The sequence below is a fragment of the Phenylobacterium sp. genome (assembly GCF_965229015.1).
In the GTDB taxonomy this organism is placed as follows: Bacteria; Pseudomonadota; Alphaproteobacteria; order Caulobacterales; family Caulobacteraceae; genus Phenylobacterium.
Map to the genome: position 1 here is coordinate 119,025 of NZ_CBDDIM010000001.1, position 17,399 is coordinate 136,423.

Below are 17,399 nucleotides of genomic sequence, written 5' to 3' on the forward strand. Positions count from 1 at the left end.
GGACCCCGGCTACAGGAAGTGGGGGAAGAGGACGTCGTTCTCCAGGCGCATGTGCTCGCGCAGGTCTCGATCGAGCTTCTTGCAGGCCTGGGAAAGGGCGCGCCAGGTCTGGCAGGCGCCCTGGGGCGGGGTGAAGTCCTTGGTCAGGGCGGCCAGGCGGGCCAGCTGCTCATAGACGTCGTCATGCTCGGACATCATGCGCGAGATGGGGAAGCGCAGCACGCCGCAGGAGCCGGCCAGCATGGTGGGGAAGAGGATGTTCTCCTCCTTGCGCTGGTGGCCCTCCAGGTCGTCGGCCATGATCGCCAGGTGGTCGGCGAGGCCCCGGGGGCAGTCGGGATCGTTGGCGTGGACCCGCTCGACCGTGCGGGCCAGGTCGATGGCCTTGGGGAACTCCTGGCGATGGGTCTCGTGATAGCGCTCCAGGATGTGGTCGATCAGCTTGGCGGCCGCGCGGTCGCCAGCCTTGTCGCCCCTGGGCGCCAGGGTCAGGTCCCGCTCGAGTTTCTCCACCGTGGTCAGGGGGCCCTGGACGCGGAAGATGTCGTTGGCCTCCGGCGATCGTTTGACCATCTCGCGGGCCCAGAGATTGAGTCCAGGGGTGGGGATCGGGATCATGGCGGTCTCCTCAATGAGGTCAGACTAGGCCGCCCTCGTCGCGAGCGCCTTGAATGGGGCCGGACGCCGGCTTGATTTTCGCCAAGTCGAGGCCTGGCCGATTTCGCGGCCTGCGACACCCGTTGCGCGACCCGGACGCCGCAGGGAATCGGCCAGCCTCGCTCTCCCCACGCAGAGAGACCGCCATGGCCTTCGACAATCCCCTCGCCGGAGAAATCTGGTCCAGCAAGTACCGCTTCGCCCCGCACGGCGGGGGCGGAGACGCCAGCCTCGCCGAGACCTGGGCGCGCGTCGCCCGCGCGGTGAGCGAACCCGAGGCGCCCGAGCGCCGCGAGGCCTTCCGCGCCGAGGTGATGGACGCGCTCACCGACTACAGGTTCCTGCCGGCCGGCCGCATCCTGGCCGGGGCCGGCACCCAGCGGTCGGTCACCCTGTTCAACTGCTTCGTCATGGGGAAGATCCCGGACGATCTGGGCGCCATCTTCGAGCATGTCCGCGAGGCCGCCGTCACCCTGCAGCAGGGGGGCGGGGTCGGAATGGACTTCTCCTCCGTGCGGCCCAGCGGCGCCCTGGTCCGCGGCGTCGGCGCCGACGCCTCCGGGCCGCTGAGCTTCATGGACGTGTGGGACTCCATGTGCCGAACCATCCTCTCGGCCGGGCAGCGCCGCGGGGCGATGATGGGGTGCCTGCGCATCGACCACCCCGACATCGAGGCCTTCATCGACGCCAAGCGCGAACCCGGCCGCCTGCGCAACTTCAACCTCTCGGTCCTGGTCACCGACGCCTTCATGCAGGCCCTGGCGGCGGACGCCGAATGGCCGCTGGTGTTCGACGGCAAGGTCCATCGCAATGTGCGGGCCGCCGACCTCTGGGCGCGGCTGATGACCGCCACCTATGACGCCGCCGAGCCCGGCGTGATCTTCATCGACCGGGTCAACGCCAACAACAACCTGGCCTATTGCGAGGAGATCCTGGCCAGCAATCCCTGCGGCGAGCAGATGCTGCCCGCCTATGGCGCCTGCCTGCTGGGATCCCTGAACCTGGCCCGGCTGGTGGAGGCGCCCTTCTCCGACGGGGCCGAACTGAACGCGGCGCGGTTGGGGGGACTGACGCGCACCGCCGTCCGCATGCTGGACAATGTCATCGACATCTCCCGCTTCCCCCTGGAGGCCCAGGCGGCCGAGGCGCGGGCCAAGCGGCGGATCGGCATCGGCGTCACCGGCCTGGCCGACGCCCTGCTGTTCTGCGGCGCCCGCTACGGCGGTGACGAGGCCGTGGCCCTGACTCAGCGCTGGCTCGGCGTGATCAAGCGCGAGGCCTATCGCGCCTCGGCCGAACTGGCCGCCGAGAAGGGTTGCTTCCCGCTCTACGACCCGCAGATCCTGGACCGCCCCAACCTGCGGGACCTCGACGAGGAGACCCGCGCCCTGATCGCCGAACACGGGCTGCGCAACGGTTGCCTGACCTCCATCGCGCCCACCGGCACGACCTCGCTGCTGGCGGGCAATGTCTCCTCCGGCGTCGAGCCGGTCTTCGCCTATGCCTATACCCGCAAGGTGCGCCAGCCGGACGGCTCCTCGCGCGAGGAGCAGGTGGAGGACTACGCGCTCACCGTCTGGCGCGGACTGAAGGGCGAGGCCGCGCCGCCGGCCGAACTGTTCGTCAGCGCCCAGGACCTGACCCCGGCCGACCACCTGCGGATGCAGGCCGCGGCCCAGGCCTGCATCGACAGTTCGATCTCCAAGACCGTGAACTGCCCGGAGGACATCGCCTTCGCCGACTTCTCGGACATCTACCTGGAAGGCTACCGCCTGGGCTGCAAGGGCCTGACCACCTACCGGCCCAACGCGGTCACCGGCTCGGTGCTGTCGGTGGCGCCGACCCCGGAGACGGCCGCGCCGGCCGAACCCAAGCTGTCGCCACGGCCCGACGTCCTGCAGGGCGCCACCTACAAGATCAAATGGCCGCAGAGCGCGCACGCCGTCTATGTGACCATCAACGACGCCGACACCGGGGCGGGGCCGCGGCCCTTCGAGATCTTCGTCAATTCGAAGAACATGGAGCACTACGCCTGGACCCTGGGCCTGACGCGGATGATCTCGGCGGTGTTCCGCCGGGGCGGGGACGTGGCCTTCGTCGCCGAGGAGCTGAAGGCGGTGTTCGATCCCAGCGGCGGCGGCTGGATCGACGGCCGCTACGTGCCCTCGCTGCCCGCCGCCATCGGCGGGGTGATCGAGCGCCACCTGAGGATCGAGGCCGCCGCGGCCCCGGCTCACGCCGCCGCGGCCCCCCACGCGCACACCGCCGGCAAGGCCTGCTGCCCCCAATGCGGCGGGTTCGAACTGGTGCGCAAGGAGGGCTGCGACACCTGTTTCGGCTGCGGTTACTCCAAATGCGCATGAGAAGCGTCCGCGCTTGATGTCCGACAAGGGCGGTGGGGCAGGACAGGTCTAGAAGGAGGACCTGTCCTCTAGACGACTGGAGTCGCCCCATGGCCACCGCCGCCGATCGGCGCGCCTACCGGGGGCCCAAGCTCTTCAGCTACGGCTTCCGCCCCTTCTTCCTCGCCGCCTCGATCTGGGCGGCGCTGGCCGTTCCCCTCTGGCTGCTGTCCTTCACCGGCCACCTGCCCTGGGCCGCCCTCACCCGCGAGTGGCATATCCACGAGATGCTGTTCGGGGTGCTGGCCGGCATCGTCGCCGGCTTCCTGCTGACCGCCGTGCCCAACTGGACCGGCCGCCTGCCGGTGATGGGCGTCCCGCTCGTGGCCCTGTCGTCCCTGTGGCTGGCCGGACGCCTGGCCATGCTGGCGGCCACCGAACTCGGGGTCTGGGCCAGCGTGATCGACAGCGCCTTCCTGGTGGTGTTCGCCGGCGTGATCTGGCGCGAGGTCCTGGCCGGGCGCAACTGGCGCAACCTGGCCGTCTGCGGCCTGGTCACCGTGCTGGCCTGCGCCAATATCGCCTTCCATCTGGGGGCCCTGGCGCCGGAGGCGGTCGGCCAGCGGGCCGCGCTCGGCGCCATCGCCTTGCTGATCGCCCTGATCGGCGGGCGGGTCACCCCCAGCTTCACCCGCAACTGGCTGACCCAGCGCGCGCCGGGTCCGATGCCGGCCCCCGCCGACCGCGCCGACATGGCCGCCCTGATTCTCACCGGCCTGGCCGCCGCCGCCTGGGTGGCGGCCCCCGAAGCCCCATTGGCCGGCGCGCTGCTGACGGCGTCCGGCCTCGCGGCCCTGGCCCGCCTGGCGCGCTGGCAGGGCCTCAGGACCCTGACCGAGCCCCTGGTCTGGGTGCTCCACCTTGGCTATGCCTGGCTCGGGGTCGGCCTGATCCTGATCGGCCTCACCATCCTGGCGCCCGACATCGTGCCGCGCACAGCCGGGGTCCACGCCCTGACGGCGGGCGCGGTCGGGGTCATGACCCTGGCCATGATGACCCGGGCCACCCGTGGCCACAGCGGCCGCCCCCGGGTCGCCGACGGCTGGACGCTCGCCATCTATCTGCTGGTCAACGCCGCGGCCCTGGTGCGGGTCTGCGCCGGCTTCGGCGGACCCGGCAGCACGGTGCTGCTGGCGACCTCCGGCGTCCTGTGGAGCGCGGCCTTCGGCGGCTTCGCCCTGGCCTATGGGCCGATGCTGCTGGGATGGCCCGTCAGGCCGCGCGGCAAGGCCAGGCCAAGCCCGGCTTAACCGAAATCAAGGCCCCCGCCGTCAGCCGTCATACCCCGCGCGCGCGGGGGCCCCTAGGCTCACCCTCGATCCGCCCGTCGTGCGCGACGCCATTCCTCCCTCCGGCGTCGGCTTGGGTGACGTCGACACCGGCGATCCGCCGGGTCTTGGGGCGCCGGGAGACCGGCGCCTCTTCTGTCCCGTGAGGAACCTGTCCCATGGACCCCCTGATCGACGGGTTCGGCCGCCGCTTCCGCTACCTTCGCCTCTCGGTGACCGAGGTGTGCAATTTCCGCTGCACCTACTGCCTGCCCGACGGCTACCGGAAGACCGCCGGGCCCGCCTTCCTCGGCGTCGACGAGATCGGCGTCCTGGTCTCCACCTTCCAGAGGCTGGGGATCGGGAAGGTGCGGCTCACGGGGGGCGAACCCACCGTGCGCAAGGATATCGGCCAGATCATCGCCCGGGTGGCCGCGGTTCCCGGGATCGCCAAGGTCGCCATGACCACCAATGGCTGGAACCTGGAGCGCCACGTCGCCGCCTGGCGCGCCGCGGGCCTGACCAATCTCAACGTCTCCATCGACGCCCTGGATCGCCAGGCCTTCGCCCGCCTGACGGGCCACGACCGCCTCGATCAGGTGGTGGCCGGCCTGGACCGGGCCCTGGCCATCGGCGTCCCGACGGTGAAGGTCAACGCGGTCCTGCTCCGCGACAGCCTGGAGAACGGTTTCGCCGATTTCGCCGAATTCGTCCGCCGCCGTCCCGTGGCCGTCCGCTTCATCGAGTTGATGCGCACCGCCGACAACGCCGCCTATTTCACCGACCAGCATGTGAGCGGCGAACGCCTGAAGACCTGGCTGGCGCAGGAGGGCTGGAGCGCCCGCCCCCGGGCCTCCGACGACGGCCCGGCCACGGAGTACGAGCATCCGGACTTCGCCGGCCGGATCGGCCTGATCGCCCCCTATGGCGCCGGGTTCTGCGACGGCTGCAATCGCCTGCGGGTCACGGCCCAGGGCCTGCTGCGCCTGTGCCTGTTCGGACAGGGCGGCGTGAACCTGCGCGACCTGCTGGCGGCCGATGCGGGGGAGGGGGCTTCGGACTTGCTGGCGGCGCGGGTCGCCCGGGCCCTGACCGGCAAGCCCCTGGGTCACGATCTGGCCAGCGGCCAGGCCGGGGACACCCGCAACCTGGCGCAGTTCGGCGGCTAGAGCCCTTTCCGATCTGATTGCTTCAATCAGATTGGAAAGGTCGCTAATTCAAAAGGTTAGAGCATTTTTCGATCCGATAGCCGTTTCACACTTATCGGAAAATGCTCTAGCCCGCGCGGCTGGCGGGCCAGAGCTCCCGCTCGGCCTTGCCGATGGGCGTGGCGCTGGGCGGCTGGTGGTTGTCGATCAGCGGATCGGGCTTGGCCAGGCGCTCCAGCACCACGGGCCGGGCGATGGTGACCTCGGGTCCGTTCACCACCACGCCGTAGCCGGTGAGGGTGGCGAAGGCGCGCGACAGGTTCTCCGGCGTCATGCCCAGCAGGGAGGCCAGCAGGCGCTTCTCGTGGGGCAGGGTGAAGGTCTCCGCCCCGCCCTGGCGCACCTTCTGGGTGATCAGGTAGTTGGCCAGGCGCTCGGCCCCGCCGCGCAGCTTCTGGTTCTTCAGCGACCGCACCAGGCCGCGATAGCAGCCGGCGAGCTCCAGGGTGGCGGCGTAGCTGAAGCGCGGGTCGGTCTGCATGGCGCGGCGCAGGGCCTCGCCCGAGAGCATCAGGATGTCGGACCGCTCGACGGTGCGCGCGCTCATCAGGGCGTCGGCGTCCAGGGCGACAGCGGCGAAGATGAAGGTGGAGACCGGGCGCAGGACCGCGAGGGTGGTCTCCTTGTCGTTCCAGGTCCCCTCCAGCTCAACGAGACCGTCGAGCAGGACATAGAGGAAATCGACCGGATCGCCCTCGTGCAGAAGGGTGGTGCCCGCGGGGAACTTCTGGAGGAAGGCGCCCGCCGTCACGGCGCTGAAGGTCTCGTCCGAGACACCGGAGAACAGGGACAAGCCCTTTACGCGCTCCACGTCCACGACTCGCATCGACATTCGTATGGTCCCCTTGCGTCAACCTCACTTCGGCTTCGCAGGCGAGTCTGGCCTTGACCTAGATCAAGCGGCGCCAATGGGTCGCGGCCGCCGGGGCCGCTTGATGTCCGTCAATCGCCGCCACCAACAAAAGTAATCGGGTCAATTACGTACGTAAACTGCGTCCGCTATTCCTGCTGAGACGCCGATAAACCTAGCAACATCGGCGGCTGGATTTGATGATCGTCAATCCAAAGCGTCGCCGCCCGCTCCATACACTTGGCCGAAGCGAGGGCGTCTGGTCCCGCAGCAAAGAGGTCGGGGGACAAGTTGAGCGTCGCAGTCACACCGCCCATCGCAGAGAACGCCCCGGGCGCCGGCATGGCGCTCTGGATGAGCACCTTCTCCTTCACCGCCTGTTTCGCGGTGTGGACGATCTTCTCGATCATCGGGGTGCAGATTAAGCAGAACCTCGGCCTCACCGAGGCCGAGTTCGGCCTGCTGGCCGGCACGCCCATCCTCACCGGCTCGCTGGTGCGCGTCGTCCTGGGGGTCTGGGCCGATCAGTACGGCGGCCGGGTGGTGAACCTGGTGGTGATGCTGTCGGCGGCCCTGGCCACCTTCCTGCTCTCCCACGCCCAGACCTATCCGCAGTTCCTGCTGGCGGCCCTCGGGGTCGGCATGGCGGGCGGCTCCTTCGCGGTCGGCGTGGCCTATGTCTCCAAGTTCTTCCCCAAGGAAAAGCAGGGCACCGCGCTCGGCATCTTCGGGGCCGGCAATGTCGGCGCCGCGGTGACCAAGTTCGCCGCACCCTTCGTGATGATCGCCTACGGGTGGCAGACGGTCGCCCAGGCGTGGGCCGTGGCCCTGGCCGTGATCGCGGTCGTCTACTTCCTGCTGACCCGCGACGATCCCGAACTTGTGGAACGCCGCCGGACCGGCGCCAAGCCGGTGGCCGCGGCGATGCAGTTCGCCCCGCTGATGAAGCTGCAGGTCTGGCGCTTCGCCCTCTATTACTTCTTCGTCTTCGGCGCCTTCGTGGCCCTGGCGCTCTGGCTGCCCCACTATCTGGTGGCGGTCTATCACCTGGATATCCGCACGGCCGGCATGCTGGCGGCGGCCTATTCGATCCCCGGGTCGCTGTTCCGGGTGTTCGGCGGCTGGCTCTCCGACAAGATCGGCGCGCGCAAGGTGATGTACATCACCTTCAGCATCAGCGTGGTGGCCACCTTCCTGCTGTCCTATCCGCCCACCAGCTATGTGGTGGACGGGGTCCATGGGCCGATCGCCTTCCGCCTGGCCACGGGCCTGCTTCCCTTCATCATCCTGCTGTTCTGCCTCGGCTTCGCCATGAGCCTGGGCAAGGCCGCGGTCTACAAGCACATCCCGGTCTACTATCCCGGCACCATCGGTTCGGTGGGCGGCCTGGTGGGCATGGTGGGCGGCCTCGGCGGCTTCGTCCTGCCGATCGCCTTCGGGGCGCTCAACGACCTGACCGGGGTCTGGACCAGCTGCTTCATGCTGCTGTTCGTCCTGGTGGCCAGCGCCCTGACCTGGATGCACTTCGCCATCCGCCGGATGGAGCACGCCGGCGCCCCGCAGCTGGGTGAGCTGCCCGAATTTCCCGAGATGGCGTCCCTGCACGCCGACCTTCAACCGCGCCCGGCCTCCGGTGCGCCCGCCCGCGCTCGCGCGGCGACCCCAGCAAGAGGAGCGCCTTGATGGCTTCCCGCAAACCCGCCCGTCACGTCCTGACCGACTGGCGCCCCGAAGATCCGGCCTTCTGGTCGGGGGCCGGCAAGGCGATCGCCCGGCGAAATCTCTGGATTTCGATCCCCAACCTGCTCCTGGCCTTCTCGGTCTGGATGGTCTGGTCGATGGTGGTGGCCAAGCTGAAACTGGTGGGCTTCAAGTTCACGACCGAGCAGCTCTTCTGGCTCACCGCTCTGCCGGCCCTGTCGGGCGCGACCCTGCGGATCTTCTACAGCTTCATGGTCCCGATCCTCGGCGGCCGGCTGTGGACGACGCTCACCACCCTGTCGCTGCTGATCCCGGCGATCGGCATCGGCATGGCGGTGCAGGATCCCACCACCCCCTATGAGGTGTTCGTGGTCCTGGCCCTGCTCTGCGGGCTGGGGGGCGGCAACTTCGCCTCCTCGATGTCCAACATCTCCTTCTTCTACCCCAAGGCCGAGAAGGGTAACGCGCTGGCCCTCAACGCCGGCTTCGGCAACCTCGGCGTCAGCGTCATGCAGTTCCTGGTGCCGGTGGTGATCGGACTGGGGATGTTCATGCCCCTGGTGGGCGCGCCGCAGACGGCGATGGACAACGGGGTCGCCTCGACCATCTGGCTGCAGAACGCCGGCTTCGTCTGGGTCCCCTTCATCCTGGTGGCCGGCAGCCTGGCCTGGTTCGGCATGAACGACATCGCCTCGGCGCGGGCCTCCTTCGCCGAGCAGTCGGTGGTCTTCAAGCGCAAGCACAACTGGGTCATCTGCTGGCTCTACCTGGGCACCTTCGGCTCGTTCATCGGCTTCTCGGCGGCCTTCCCGCTGCTGATGAAGACCCTGTTCCCCGGGACCCACGCCATGCAGCTGGTCTTCCTGGGTCCGCTGGTCGGCGCGGCCTCACGGGCGCTCACCGGCTGGATCTCCGACAAGTTCGGCGGCCACAACGTCACCCACTGGGTCTTCATCGCCCTGGCCCTCGGGGTCCTGTCGGTGATGCACAGCGTCGGCGGCTTCGGCGCGGCGCCCTCCTTCCCGATCTTCTTCGCCAGCTTCATGTGGCTGTTCTTCTGGACCGGGGTCGGCAACGCCTCGACCTTCCAGATGATCCCGGCGATCGTCCGGGCCGACATGCCCCGGCTGCTGCCGCAGGCTGATCCGGCCGCGCGCCTCAAGGCCGCGGACATGGAATCGGCGGCCATCGTCGGCTTCAGCTCGGCCATCGGCGCCTTCGGCGGCTTCTTCATCCCGCTGGCCTTCGGCGATGCGATGAAGGCCACCGGCGGGCCGAGCGCCGCCCTGCTGGTCTTCCTGGCCTTCTACCTCAGCTGCGTCGCGGTGAACTGGGCCTTCTACGCCCGCAAGTCCTCGCTGCTGCACGCACCCCACACCCCTTCGAAGATGGAAATCGTGGCATGAGCCATACCCTTGATCGCCTCACCTTCTTCGCCCGCAAGACCGAGCTGTTCTCCGAAGGCCACGGCGTCCTCACCGACGAGGACCGCAAGTGGGAGGAGGCCTACCGGCGCCGCTGGCAGCACGACAAGGTCGTGCGCTCCACCCACGGGGTGAACTGCACGGGCTCCTGCTCCTGGAAGATCTACGTCAAGGGCGGGATCGTCACCTGGGAGACCCAGCAGACCGACTATCCGCGCACCCGGCCCGAGCTGCCCAACCATGAGCCGCGGGGCTGCGCCCGGGGCGCCAGCTACAGCTGGTACCTCTATTCCGCCAACCGGGTGAAATACCCGCTGATCCGCTCACGCCTGCTGAAGCTGTGGCGCGCCGCGCGCGCCACCCGCAGCCCGGTGGCCGCCTGGGCCTCGATCCAGCAGGACCCGACCCAACGCGCCTCCTACGTCACGATGCGTGGGGCAGGGGGCTTCATCCGCGCGACCTGGGACGAGGTCACCGAGATCATCGCCGCGGCCAACGCCTACACCATCAAGGAATGGGGCCCCGACCGGATCTTCGGCTTCTCGCCGATCCCGGCCATGTCCATGGTCTCCTACGCCGCCGGCGCCCGTTACCTGCAGCTGCTCGGCGGGGTCTGCGGATCCTTCTACGACTGGTACTGCGACCTGCCGCCAGCCTCGCCCCAGACCTGGGGCGAACAGACCGACGTGGCCGAGAGCGCCGACTGGTTCAATTCCGGGTTCATGATCCTCTGGGGCTCCAACGTCCCCCAGACCCGCACTCCGGACGCCCACTTCTATACCGAGGCCCGCTACCGCGGCGCCAAGTCGGTGGTGATCTGCCCCGACTATTCGGAGGCCTCGAAGTTCTCCGACCTGTGGCTGCCCGTGAAGCAGGGGACCGACGCCGCCCTGGGCATGGCCTTCGGCCACGTGATCCTCAAGGAGTTCCACATCGACCGCCAGGTGCCCTATTTCCGCGACTACCTGCGGAAGTACTCGGACCTGCCGATGCTGGTGCGCCTTGTGCCGCAGGACGGCGCCTATGTGCCCGAGCGCCTGCTGCGCGCCGCCGAGTTCGACAAGGCGCTGGGCGAGACCAACAACCCCGACTGGAAGACCGTCGCTCTCGACGAAACCACCGGCGAGGTCATCGTCCCCAACGGCTCCATCGGCTTCCGCTGGGGCGAGGACGGCAAGTGGAACCTTGAAGAGAAGGACGGGGCGGGTCGCGAGACCACCCTGCGCCTGGGCCTCAAGGGCGTCCACGACGAGGTCGCCGCGGTGCGCTTCCCCTATTTCGGCGGCGCGGCCACCAACGGCTTCGCCATGACCGACCACCCCGAGGTCCTGGTCCGCAACGTGCCGGTCAAGCGCATGATGCTGCCCGAGGGCGAGACCCTGGTGGCCTGCGTCTACGACCTGTTCCTGGCCAATTACGGCGTCGACCAGGGCTTCGGCGGCGACCACATGCCCGCCAGCTACGACGAGGTGGAGCCCTATTCCCCGGCCTGGGCCGAGGCGATCACATCGGTGCCCCGCGACCAGATCATCGCCGTGGCCCGTGGCTTCGCCGGCAACGCCGAGAAGACCAATGGCAAGTCGATGGTGATCATCGGCGCGGCCATGAACCACTGGTTCCACATGGACATGAACTACCGCGCGGCCATCAACATGCTGGTCATGTGCGGTTGCGTCGGTCAGTCCGGCGGCGGCTGGGCCCACTATGTGGGTCAGGAGAAGCTGCGGCCGCAGACCGGCTGGGCGCCGCTGGCCTTCGCCACCGACTGGGTGAAGCCGCCCCGCCAGCAGAACTCCACCTCCTTCTTCTACGCCCACTCCGACCAGTGGCGGTACGAGACGGTGGAGATGAGCGAGATCCTCTCCCCCACCGCGCCGGAGGGCGTGTGGGACGGGGCGATGATCGACTTCAACGCCAAGGCCGAGCGGATGGGCTGGCTGCCCTCGGCGCCCGCCCTGCAGACCAACCCCCTGGAGGTGGCCAAGGCCGCCGCGGCGGCCGGTCAGGACGCCAAGGCCTACGCCCTCGACCAGCTCAAGAGCGGCGATCTGAAGATGTCCTGCATGGACCCCGACGATCCGGCCAACTGGCCGCGCAACATGTTCGTGTGGCGCTCCAACCTGCTGGGCTCCTCGGGCAAGGGCCACGAGTACTTCCTCAAGCACCTGCTGGGCGCCTCCCACGGCGTCCAGGGCAAGGACCTGGGCGAGGACGGTCGGCGCAAGCCCAACGAGGTCGTCTGGCATGACGAGGCGCCGGAGGGAAAGCTCGACCTGCTGGTCACCCTCGACTTCCGGATGTCCACCACGGCGGTCTATTCCGACATCGTCCTGCCGACGGCCACCTGGTACGAGAAGAACGACCTCAACACCTCCGACATGCACCCCTTCATCCACCCGCTGTCGGCGGCGGTGGATCCGGCCTGGGAGTCGAAGTCGGACTGGGAGATCTTCAAGGCGATCGCCAAGACCTTCTCCGATGTCGCCCCGGAGGTCCTGGGGGTCGAGCAGGACGTGGTCCTCACCCCCATCCAGCACGACAGCGCCGCCGAACTGGCCCAGCCCTTCGACGTCCGCGACTGGTCCAAGGGCGAATGCGAGGCGATCCCCGGCAAGACCATGCCGCAGATCACCGTGGTCGAGCGGGACTATCCCAACACCTACAAGCGCTTCACCGCCCTTGGTCCGCTGCTCAAGGCCAGCGGCAACGGCGGCAAGGGGATCGGCTGGAAGACCGACCATGAGGTCGACCTGCTGACCGCCCTGAACGGGGCGGTGCTGGAGGAGGGCCAGACCCAGGGCCTGGCGCGGATCGATACCGACATCGACGCGTGCGAGACCATCCTGATGCTGGCGCCGGAGACCAACGGCGAAGTGGCGGTCAAGGCCTGGGAAGCCCTCGAAAAGCAGACCGGGCGCGAACACACCCACCTGGCCCTGCCCAAGGAAGACGAGAAGATCCGCTTCCGCGACCTGCTGGCCCAGCCGCGCAAGATCATCACCTCGCCGACCTGGTCGGGCATCGAGAGCGAGAAGGTCTGCTACACGGCCGGCTACACCAACGTCCACGAGCTGATCCCGTGGCGGACCCTGACCGGCCGCCAGCAGCTCTACCAGGATCACCTGTGGATGCGGGCCTTCGGGGAGGCGCTCTGCGTCTACCGGCCCCCGATCGATCTGAAGACCACCTACGTCAAGGGCCTCAAGCCCAACGGCGAGAAGGAGATCGTCCTCAACTTCATCACCCCGCACCAGAAGTGGGGCATCCACTCCACCTATTCCGACAACCTGATGATGCTGACCCTCAACCGGGGCGGACCGGTCATCTGGGTCTCCGAGACCGACGCCAAGAAGGTCGGCCTGGTGGACAACGACTGGGTGGAGGCCTTCAACGCCAACGGGGCGCTCACCGCCCGGGTGGTGGTCTCCCAGCGGATCCGCGAAGGCACCACCTTCATGTATCACGCCCAGGAAAAGATCGTGAACACGCCGGGATCCCAGATCACCGGCAAGCGCGGCGGCATCCACAACTCGGTGACCCGCACGGTCCTCAAGCCGACCCACATGATCGGCGGCTACGCCCAGCTCGCCTACGGCTTCAACTACTACGGCACGGTCGGCTCGAACCGCGATGAGTTCGTGGTCCTGCGCAAGATGACCAAGGTCGACTGGTTGGAAGAACCTCTCAACGCCAAGGATTTCGCCCAATGAAGGTTCGCGCGCAAATCGGCATGGTGCTGAACCTCGACAAGTGCATCGGGTGTCACACCTGCTCGGTCACCTGCAAGAACGTCTGGACCAACCGCGAGGGCGTTGAATACGCCTGGTTCAACAACGTCGAGACCAAGCCCGGCGTCGGCTTCCCCCGCGACTGGGAGAACCAGAAGCGCTGGAACGGCGGCTGGACCCGCAAGGCCAACGGCAAGATCGAGCCGAAGATGGGGGCCAAGTGGCGGATCCTGGCGAAGATCTTCGCCAACCCGGACCTGCCGGAGATCGACGACTATTACGAGCCCTTCGACTTCGACTACGCCCACCTGCAGACGGCGCCGGAGATGAAGGCCTTCCCCACCGCCCGGCCGCGGTCGAAGATCACCGGCCAGCGGATGGAGAAGATCGAGCGCGGCCCCAACTGGGAGGAGATTCTCGGCGGCGAGTTCTCCAAGCGTTCGGCGGACTACAACTTCGCGGGCGTCGAGAAGGAGATCTACGGCGCCTTCGAAAACACCTTCATGATGTACCTGCCCAGGCTGTGCGAGCACTGCCTGAACCCGACCTGCGTCGCGGCCTGCCCCTCGGGCGCCATCTACAAGCGCGAGGAGGACGGCATCGTCCTGATCGACCAGGACAAGTGCCGCGGCTGGCGCATGTGCGTCTCGGCCTGCCCCTACAAGAAGATCTACTACAACTGGGAATCCGGAAAGTCGGAGAAGTGCACCTTCTGCTTCCCGCGCATCGAGGTCGGCCAGCCGACCGTGTGCTCGGAAACCTGCGTCGGCCGCATCCGCTATCTCGGCGTCCTGCTCTACGACGCCGACCGCATCGAGGCCGCGGCCTCGACCCCCGATGAGCAGGACCTCTACCAGGCCCAGCTCGACGTCTTCCTGGATCCCAGCGATCCGGCGGTGATCGCCCAGGCGCGCGCCGACGGCGTGCCGGAGGCCTGGCTGGACGCGGCCCGCAAGAGCCCCGTCTACAAGATGGCCATCGACTGGAAGATCGCCTTCCCGCTGCACCCGGAATACCGGACCCTGCCCATGGTCTGGTACGTGCCGCCGCTGTCGCCGATCCAGTCGGCCGTGGCCGCCGGCGCCCTGGAGATGGACGGCGACATGCCCGACGTCCACTCGCTGCGGATCCCGATCAAGTACCTCGCCAACCTGCTGACCGCCGGCAAGGAAGCGCCGGTGCAACTGGCCCTGGAACGCATGCTGGCCATGCGCGGCTACATGCGGGCCAAGACGGTGGAGGGGGTGATCGATCACGCCCTGGCCGAACGGGTCGGCCTGACGGCGGCGGAGATCGACTCCATGTACCGCTACCTGGCGATCGCCAACTACGAAGACCGCTTCGTCATCCCCTCGGCTCACCGCGAGACCGCCGAGGACGCCTACGACATGCGCGGCGGCTGCGGCTTCTCCTTCGGCAACGGCTGCTCCGGCGGCCGCACGGAGCTGGGCCTGTTTGGTCCCAACAAGCGCTCGCGCGCCAAAACCCCCATGGAGGTCTGAGACATGGCCCGCACCTACAAGGCGCTCGCACTGCTGCTCACCTATCCCAACCGCGATCTGCAGACCTTCGCCCCCGAGGCGCTCGCGGTGATCGAGGCCGAGGGCATGCTGAACAAGACCCTGGTCCAGGCCCTGCGCAAGCTGGTGGTGGAGATCACCGAGGACGACATCTACGACCTGCAGGAGCGCTATACCGAGCTGTTCGACCGCACGCGGTCGCTCTCCCTCAACCTCTATGAGCACGTGCACGGCGAGAGCCGCGACCGCGGCGAGGCCATGGTGGCCCTGCTGGAGCTCTATCGGGCCCAGGGTCTCGACCTGGCGGCCAACGAACTGCCGGACTTCCTGCCGGTGTTCCTGGAATTCCTCTCGACCCTGTCCGAACCGCAGGCCGCGTCCCTGCTGGGCGAGGCCAGCCATGTGCTGGAGGCCATGGGCGAACGGCTCAAGACCCGCGGCAGCGCCTATCGCGCGGTGTTCGGGGCCCTGGCCCGCCTGGCCGACACCCAAGCCGATCCGGGCGTGCTGGCGGCCCTGCTCAGCGAGCCCGAGGAGAACCCCAACGACCTGGAGGCCCTCGACAAGGCCTGGGCCGAGACCGCCGTCACCTTCGGCCCGTCCGACTCCGACTGCCCCAAGGCCAGCGCCCTGGTCGAGGCCATGAACGCCGAACCGCCGCGCGCCTCACGCCGCGCCGGCGCGACGGCCTGAGGAGCCCCCTGAGATGCAACTGCTCAATCAGATCCTGTTCGGCGTCTATCCCTACATCGCCCTGACCGTCCTGGCCCTCGGATCGGTCATCCGCTTCGACCGCGAGCAATACACCTGGCGCTCGGGCTCATCGCAGCTCCTGCGGCGCAAGCAACTGGTGCTGGGCTCGGTCCTGTTCCACGTCGGGGTGCTGATGATCTTCGGCGGCCACTTCGTGGGTCTGCTGACCCCCATCTGGGTATTCGACGCCCTGGGGGTGCCGCACAGCGCCAAGCAACTGCTGGCCATCGTCGCCGGCGGCTTCGCCGGGGCCCTGTGCCTGGTCGGCGGCCTGATCCTGCTGCATCGCCGGCTGTTCGACCCGCGCATCCGCCACAATTCCAGCTTCGGCGACACCGCCATCCTGATCCTGCTGATGCTCCAGCTCAGCCTCGGCCTGGCCACCATCCCGGTGTCCCTCGGCCACCTGGACGGGCACGAGATGGTCAAGTTCATGATGTGGGCCCAGGGGGTCTTCACCCTCCAGCCGGGGGTCGCCGACTACGTCGCCGACGTCCATCCGATCTTCAAGGCGCACCTGGTGCTGGGCATGACCATCCTGCTGGTCTTCCCCTTCACCCGCTTGGTGCACATGCTCTCGGCGCCGATCTGGTACCTGAATCGCCGGGGCTGGCAGCTGGTCCGCACCCGCCGTCCTCTGCCGCATCGCCGCGACAAGGGCGCCCCGGTCTATGCGACCAAGCCGGGCGTCCAGCCCGCCGCTGTCCATTCGACGAGCCAGGCGGTCCGGCCCGCGCCCCTCAAGGCCGCGGAGTAGCCCCCATGACCGCCACAGCCGCGATCGCCACCGTCGTCGTCGAAGGGGTCGAGATCCCCGAGTTCCTCATCGCCGAGGAGGTGCAGAACCATCCCAGCCTGTCGGCCGCCGAGGCCCGCGCCGCCGCCGGCAAGGCGCTGGCGGTCAAGGCCCTGCTGCTGCACCGGGCCGACGAGTTGGGCCTGACGCCGAACCCCATCAAGGACGAGGCCGGGCGGGAGGAAACCAATGAGGAGGCCCTGATCCGGGCCGTCCTCGACGCGGAGATCGAAATCGAATCTCCCAGCGAGGCCGAATGCCGCCGGGTCTACGACACCCAGCGCGCGCACTTCACCAGCCCGCCCCTGCTGGAGGCCGCCCACATCCTCATCGAGCCCAAGGGCGAGGGCGCCGAGGCCCTCGAGAAGGCGCGCCAGACCGCCCAGGGCGTCCTGGATCGCTGCCTGGCGCAGCCGTCGCAGTTCGCCCACCTGGCCAAGACCCTGTCGGACTGCCCCTCGGGCAAGGTCGGCGGCTCCCTCGGCCAGCTGGGTCCCGGCGACGTCGTGGGCGAGATCGAGCGCGCGCTCGGCGGCCTGCAGGCCGGGGACATCTTCCCGCGCCCGGTCGCCTCGCGCTTCGGCTGGCACATCCTGAAGCTGGAACGCCGGATCGAGGGGCGCGAGCTGCCCTTCGACTATGTGGAGGACAAGATCGCCCTCCACCTGGAGAGCCGCGCCTGGACCGCCGCGGCGACCCGCTACGTCTCCGACCTGGCCGACCGCGCCCGCGCCCAGGGCGTGGCCTTCAGCCTTAGCCGCGACGGCCGGTTCGCCACCGGCTCCCTGTCGCTGGGCGAACTGCTGTCCCAGGGCGGCTCGGCCGACGAGCTCGAGGCCTGGCTCGACGCCACCGACCCGGAGCTGGCCGGGCGCGTGCGGGCCGCGGCCCTGGCCGACAACCTCGATGTCCCGGCCTTCGTGCGCCGCGCGGTGGCCCATTTCGTCGACAACGCCGGGGACGAGAGCTGGACCCACCTGATCTCGGCCGCCCAGGGCGCCAAGGACCCGGCCATCGCGGCCATGGCCTCCCTGCTGAGAACCAAGCTGACGCCCAAGGCGCGCACCTACACCATCGTTCGGAGAGTCTGAG

General features: G+C 68.6%; 12 protein-coding genes. 10 read left to right on the forward strand and 2 right to left on the reverse strand.

Translation table 11 applies throughout. The annotated features are described in order from the left end of the window. Nucleotides 1-9 precede the first annotated feature (9 nt). A complete protein-coding gene (locus ACO06I_RS00605) occupies nt 10-618 on the reverse strand; it encodes a hemerythrin domain-containing protein (protein WP_421930695.1) in 609 nt (202 codons plus the stop codon). Nucleotides 619-803: 185 nt separating this feature from the next. Here ACO06I_RS00605 and ACO06I_RS00610 point away from each other — a divergent pair, with 185 nt between their 5' ends. The 3 genes from ACO06I_RS00610 to moaA all read left to right on the forward strand — a co-directional run bounded on the left by ACO06I_RS00610 (nt 804) and on the right by moaA (nt 5,496). Next, nucleotides 804-3,020 carry an adenosylcobalamin-dependent ribonucleoside-diphosphate reductase gene (locus ACO06I_RS00610; protein WP_421930696.1) on the forward strand — a complete coding sequence of 739 codons (2,217 nt, stop codon included), beginning with the start codon at nt 804-806 and terminating at the stop codon, nt 3,018-3,020. Nucleotides 3,021-3,109: 89 nt separating this feature from the next. Next, nucleotides 3,110-4,309, forward strand: coding sequence for an NnrS family protein (locus ACO06I_RS00615; RefSeq protein WP_421930697.1), 1,200 nt, complete (start codon nt 3,110-3,112; stop codon nt 4,307-4,309). A gap of 197 nt (nt 4,310-4,506) precedes the next feature. Then, nucleotides 4,507-5,496, forward strand: a complete 990-nt coding sequence (gene moaA, locus ACO06I_RS00620) for a GTP 3',8-cyclase MoaA (protein WP_421930698.1) — start codon at nt 4,507-4,509, stop codon at nt 5,494-5,496. 106 nt (nt 5,497-5,602) lie between these two features. On the opposite strand, the gene ACO06I_RS00625 is transcribed toward moaA, so the two are convergent. Then, nucleotides 5,603-6,361, reverse strand: coding sequence for a cyclic nucleotide-binding domain-containing protein (locus tag ACO06I_RS00625; protein WP_421933583.1), 759 nt, complete (start codon nt 6,359-6,361; stop codon nt 5,603-5,605). 315 nt (nt 6,362-6,676) lie between these two features. On the opposite strand from ACO06I_RS00625, the gene ACO06I_RS00630 reads away from it, so the two are divergent. The 7 genes from ACO06I_RS00630 to ACO06I_RS00660 are packed head-to-tail and all read left to right on the forward strand — an operon-like array spanning nt 6,677 to nt 17,398. Further along, nucleotides 6,677-8,068, forward strand: coding sequence for an MFS transporter (locus ACO06I_RS00630; RefSeq protein ID WP_421930699.1), 1,392 nt, complete (start codon nt 6,677-6,679; stop codon nt 8,066-8,068). Then, nucleotides 8,068-9,492 carry an MFS transporter gene (locus ACO06I_RS00635; protein ID WP_421930700.1) on the forward strand — a complete coding sequence of 475 codons (1,425 nt, stop codon included), beginning with the start codon at nt 8,068-8,070 and terminating at the stop codon, nt 9,490-9,492. The genes ACO06I_RS00630 and ACO06I_RS00635 overlap by 1 nt, the downstream gene beginning before the upstream one ends. After that, a complete protein-coding gene (locus ACO06I_RS00640; RefSeq protein ID WP_421930701.1) occupies nt 9,489-13,220 on the forward strand; it encodes a nitrate reductase subunit alpha in 3,732 nt (1,243 codons plus the stop codon). Before ACO06I_RS00635 ends, ACO06I_RS00640 begins: the two co-directional genes overlap by 4 nt. Continuing rightward, the gene (narH, locus tag ACO06I_RS00645) at nt 13,217-14,740 is read left to right on the forward strand and encodes a nitrate reductase subunit beta (protein ID WP_421930702.1); all 1,524 of its coding nucleotides are present in this window, start codon (nt 13,217-13,219) and stop codon (nt 14,738-14,740) included. Before ACO06I_RS00640 ends, narH begins: the two co-directional genes overlap by 4 nt. A gap of 3 nt (nt 14,741-14,743) precedes the next feature. Then, nucleotides 14,744-15,451 (forward strand): nitrate reductase molybdenum cofactor assembly chaperone, encoded by a 708-nt coding sequence (narJ, locus tag ACO06I_RS00650; RefSeq protein ID WP_421930703.1) that lies wholly within the window; start codon nt 14,744-14,746, stop codon nt 15,449-15,451. Between the two features lie 13 nt (nt 15,452-15,464). Then, nucleotides 15,465-16,268: a respiratory nitrate reductase subunit gamma gene (narI, locus tag ACO06I_RS00655; protein WP_421930704.1), complete on the forward strand. Its 804-nt coding sequence runs from the start codon at nt 15,465-15,467 to the stop codon at nt 16,266-16,268. Nucleotides 16,269-16,273: 5 nt separating this feature from the next. Then, nucleotides 16,274-17,398, forward strand: a complete 1,125-nt coding sequence (locus ACO06I_RS00660; RefSeq protein ID WP_421930705.1) for a peptidylprolyl isomerase — start codon at nt 16,274-16,276, stop codon at nt 17,396-17,398. The last annotated feature ends 1 nt before the right edge of the window (nt 17,399 follow it).

What these genes read in the sequence shown, in the direction of transcription:
- narI (WP_421930704.1), top strand. Translation starts at nt 15,465, where the DNA reads ATGCAACTGCTCAATCAGATCCTGTTCGGCGTCTATCCCTACATCGCC.
- ACO06I_RS00610 (WP_421930696.1), top strand. Translation starts at nt 804, where the DNA reads ATGGCCTTCGACAATCCCCTCGCCGGAGAAATCTGGTCCAGCAAGTAC.
- moaA (WP_421930698.1), top strand. Translation starts at nt 4,507, where the DNA reads ATGGACCCCCTGATCGACGGGTTCGGCCGCCGCTTCCGCTACCTTCGC.
- ACO06I_RS00605 (WP_421930695.1), bottom strand. Translation starts at nt 618, where the DNA reads ATGATCCCGATCCCCACCCCTGGACTCAATCTCTGGGCCCGCGAGATG.
- ACO06I_RS00660 (WP_421930705.1), top strand. Translation starts at nt 16,274, where the DNA reads ATGACCGCCACAGCCGCGATCGCCACCGTCGTCGTCGAAGGGGTCGAG.
- narH (WP_421930702.1), top strand. Translation starts at nt 13,217, where the DNA reads ATGAAGGTTCGCGCGCAAATCGGCATGGTGCTGAACCTCGACAAGTGC.
- ACO06I_RS00640 (WP_421930701.1), top strand. Translation starts at nt 9,489, where the DNA reads ATGAGCCATACCCTTGATCGCCTCACCTTCTTCGCCCGCAAGACCGAG.
- narJ (WP_421930703.1), top strand. Translation starts at nt 14,744, where the DNA reads ATGGCCCGCACCTACAAGGCGCTCGCACTGCTGCTCACCTATCCCAAC.
- ACO06I_RS00625 (WP_421933583.1), bottom strand. Translation starts at nt 6,361, where the DNA reads ATGCGAGTCGTGGACGTGGAGCGCGTAAAGGGCTTGTCCCTGTTCTCC.
- ACO06I_RS00635 (WP_421930700.1), top strand. Translation starts at nt 8,068, where the DNA reads ATGGCTTCCCGCAAACCCGCCCGTCACGTCCTGACCGACTGGCGCCCC.
- ACO06I_RS00615 (WP_421930697.1), top strand. Translation starts at nt 3,110, where the DNA reads ATGGCCACCGCCGCCGATCGGCGCGCCTACCGGGGGCCCAAGCTCTTC.